Below are 2,901 nucleotides of genomic sequence, written 5' to 3'. Positions count from 1 at the left end.
CCGGCAACCTCATGAACCTCCGGAAAGAGCAGGGAGTTGCCGGCCAGCGGCCGGCACTACCTCAGCGGCGGGCCGCTTCGCTCTTGTCGCGCGCGCCGCGGAACTCCGATTCCTTTTCCCACGTCGGCCAGCGGCGGCTGTTGGCCAGCTCGGCACCCAGGTCGTAGACCAGCAGCGTGTCGGCAGCGTGGCCGCTCGGGTCCCAGCTCGGCGTCCAGGCATCACAGGCCTGGTGGTAGCAGTCGGCGAAGTACTTTTCGCGCAGCGCGCGGCCGGCTTCAACGCCACCGTCCAGCTTGTCCAGGCCCGGGCCGATGGTGATCGCCGGCACGCCCAGGCGGGCGAAGGCAAAGTGATCGGCACGGTAGAAGAAGCCGGCTTCCAGGTTCGGGTCCGGACTGTAGCTGCGGCCACGGGCCTTGGCCACGCGCTCCAGATCGCCTTCCAACGACACCCGGCCCTTGCCCCATGAGGCAATGTCGCGGGTCGGGCCATCCGGGCTGAACATCTCGATGTTCAGCACCGCAGCGGTCTTGTCCAGCGGCGCCAGCGGGTGCGCAGCATAGTAGCTGGCCCCCAGCAGGCCCTTCTCTTCAGCGGTCAGCGCCACGAAGTACAGCGTGCGCTGTGGCTGCGGGCCGGCTGCGAACACCCGACCCAGCTCCAGCACCGTGGCCACGCCGGTGGCGTTGTCGATCGCACCGCGGCGGATGCGGTCCCCCTTGGCGTCGGGCTGACCGATGCCGAACGCATCCCAGTGCGCGGAGAAGATCACGGCCTCGTCAGCATGTTCACCACCGGGCAGCTTGGCGACCACGTTGCGGGTCACCACCTGCTCGCGCTTGAGCGCGAAATCCACGCTCAGTTTCGCGTTGTCCAGTGCCACCGGGCGGAAGTCGGCACGCATCGCCTTGCGCTTCTCCGCATCGAAGTCGAGGCCGGCGTCGGCGAAGATCGCCTCGGCCAGCTCGCGCTGCATCCAGCCACGCAGCGGGGTGTGCTGCGCCATCGCTTCGGCGTGGCCGCGCTCGATGTCGAACAGCGGCGAAGTGCCCGAGCTCTTTACCGTGGCCCAGCCATACGCGGCCGGCGCGGTCTCGTGCACGATCAGCACGCCTTCGGCACCCCGGCGTGCGGCTTCCTCGAACTTGTAGGTCCACCGGCCGTAGTAGGTCACCGCCTTGCCATCGAACGCGCCCGGCGCGTCGGCCTCGAAGTCGGCGTCGTTGATCAGCACCACGGCGATCTTGCCGTGCAGGTCCACGTCCTTGTAGTCGTTCCAGTGGCGTTCCGGTGCGTCGATGCCGTAGCCGACGAACACCAACGGTGCATCCTTGATCTGCACGCGCTTGCGCGGCTGCAGGCTCTGCAGGGTCACGTCCACGCCATTGGCCAGCGCACGCTTGCCCTGCTTCAGCGACAGGCTGGCCTTGGCCTCACCCTCCAGCTGCGCGCGCACCAGCGGCACTGGCTGCACCCAGCTGCCGTCCACGCCGCCCGGCTGCAGGCCATAGCTGCGGAACTGCTCGATCAGGTACTGCACCGTGCGCTCTTCGCCCTCGGTCGCCGGTGCGCGGCCCTCGAACTCATCCGACGCCAGCACACGCACATGCCGCGACAGTGCCTGCGGATCGATGCCGCCACCCGGCAGGTCGTTGGCCGCATGGGCCAGGCCACCGACGAACAGGCAGGACGACAGCAGCAACACGCGCATCGGATTCACGGCAGTACCACGGCTAGCTTGGAAGTCACCAGAGTGTAACGTGGTCGTGACACCACGGCGCGGCTTGGGCCCACGTCATCCACGCATCGCGTGGATCTACCTGCTGATGCGATCCAGCCAGCAGGCCAGGCCCTGTGCGTTGAGTTCGATGTCCATCGCCAGCACGGCAATCACCGCCGCATCGTCCAGCGCACAACCATGCTGCTGCGCCCGTTCCAGGTACAGCGCCTGCAGTGCCGCCAGCAGGCAGCGGTGGCGGTCCGGGCGGCCATCGCACTGGCGGCCGATCGCGGCCATCGCATCGATCTGCTCGAACAGGTCCGCAGCCAGTTTTTCCACCTGCTGCACGCGCCCATAGTGGGTCAGGTACATCGCCTGCGGGGCGTAGCCCAGCATGCGTCGGATCGAGGCCTTCATCGCCTCTGGGTCGAACTGCACCGGCGAGGAAGTCGGGAAGATGAAAGCGCCCTGCGCGCTGTCCAGCTCGCGGTAGGAGATGCCGAACGTATCGCCAGTGAACCAGCTGCGGCTGCGCGCATCCCACACGCAATAATGGTGCAGTGCGTGGCCCGGCGTGTGCAGCAGCACCAGTTCGCGGCCAGCGAGATCGATGCGGTGGCCGTCTTCGGCCACCACCACGCGGTGTTCGGGAATCGGCTCGATGCGGCCGTAGCTGCGCGCGATCTCCTCGGCGCCGTACACCGCCGTCGCACCCGCAATCAGCCGGGTCGGGTCGATCATGTGCGGCGCACCGCGCGGATGCAGCACCGCCTTTGCGTTGGGCAGCTGCTGCATCAGCAGTCCGGCGCCGCCGGCGTGGTCCAGGTGCACGTGCGTGAGCAGCAGCCAGTCCACGGCATCCACGCCCAGGCCAGCGTCCACCAGCGCCTGCAGCATCGCCGGCACAGACAGGCCGGTGCCGCAGTCGACGAAGGCCGCGCGGCCGTTTTCAACGATCAGGTAGGCCGCGTCGAAGTCCGGGCGCTGGAAGCCGGTATCGATGGTGTGGATGCTGGGATCGGCGGTCATCGGCACGCACCTGGCAGTCTCGGAAACAGACGCCCATGGTAGGCGCGCAGGCGGTCCGGGTTCGATGCGGCTTTGGTCGGGTAGTGCCGGCCGCTGGCCGGCAACCTCGGGACAGCCGGGAGAATGCATGTGCCGGCCAGCGGCCGGCA

The 2,901-nt window shown here is 68.2% G+C and carries 2 protein-coding genes; both read right to left on the bottom strand.

The genetic code is table 11. The annotated features are described in order from the left end of the window. Nucleotides 1-61 precede the first annotated feature (61 nt). A complete protein-coding gene (locus tag ABGA94_RS10560; RefSeq protein ID WP_197598868.1) occupies nt 62-1,714 on the bottom strand; it encodes a M28 family peptidase in 1,653 nt (550 codons plus the stop codon). Nucleotides 1,715-1,819: 105 nt separating this feature from the next. Beyond that, complete coding sequence (locus ABGA94_RS10555; protein ID WP_111128921.1) at nt 1,820-2,752, bottom strand: MBL fold metallo-hydrolase; 933 nt, start codon at nt 2,750-2,752, stop codon at nt 1,820-1,822. Nucleotides 2,753-2,901: the final 149 nt, after the last annotated feature.

It is taken from the genome of Stenotrophomonas sp. 3diitr2024, from assembly GCF_042136455.1.
GTDB lineage: Bacteria > Pseudomonadota > Gammaproteobacteria > Xanthomonadales > Xanthomonadaceae > Stenotrophomonas > Stenotrophomonas sepilia.
Note: the sequence above shows the minus strand (reverse complement) of the source record. Positions and strands in the feature narration are given on the sequence as shown.